The 273-nt window shown below is 50.5% G+C and carries 1 protein-coding gene; it reads left to right on the plus strand.

What is annotated here, in order from left to right; all coding sequences use genetic code 11:
* The coding region (locus tag ICN34_RS11470; protein ID WP_255538665.1) for a YDG domain-containing protein at nucleotides 1-273 on the plus strand (273 nt) is incomplete at both ends.

Here is a 273-nt window from a genome sequence, read left to right on the forward strand (position 1 = left end):
CTTCGAATGTGACTGTTGGTAACCTGGCTTTAGCAACCGTTGCCGGTAACCACACCAGTGCTCTGAGTGACTACAGCTTACAAACCACCAACCTGACTTGGAATGGCTCGACGATTACCGCGGCTAATGTGAGCTTGAGCGCCACCGGCAATATCAGCAAGGTCTATGACGGTAGTGCCAATATCAGCATTACTTCAGGCAACTACAGCGTCAGTGGTCTGATTACTGGCGATACCTTAACGCTGTCCAATGTAAGCGCTGCTTACAACAGCG

Source organism: Polynucleobacter sp. Tro8-14-1 (assembly GCF_018881655.1).
Taxonomy (GTDB): Bacteria; Pseudomonadota; Gammaproteobacteria; order Burkholderiales; family Burkholderiaceae; genus Polynucleobacter.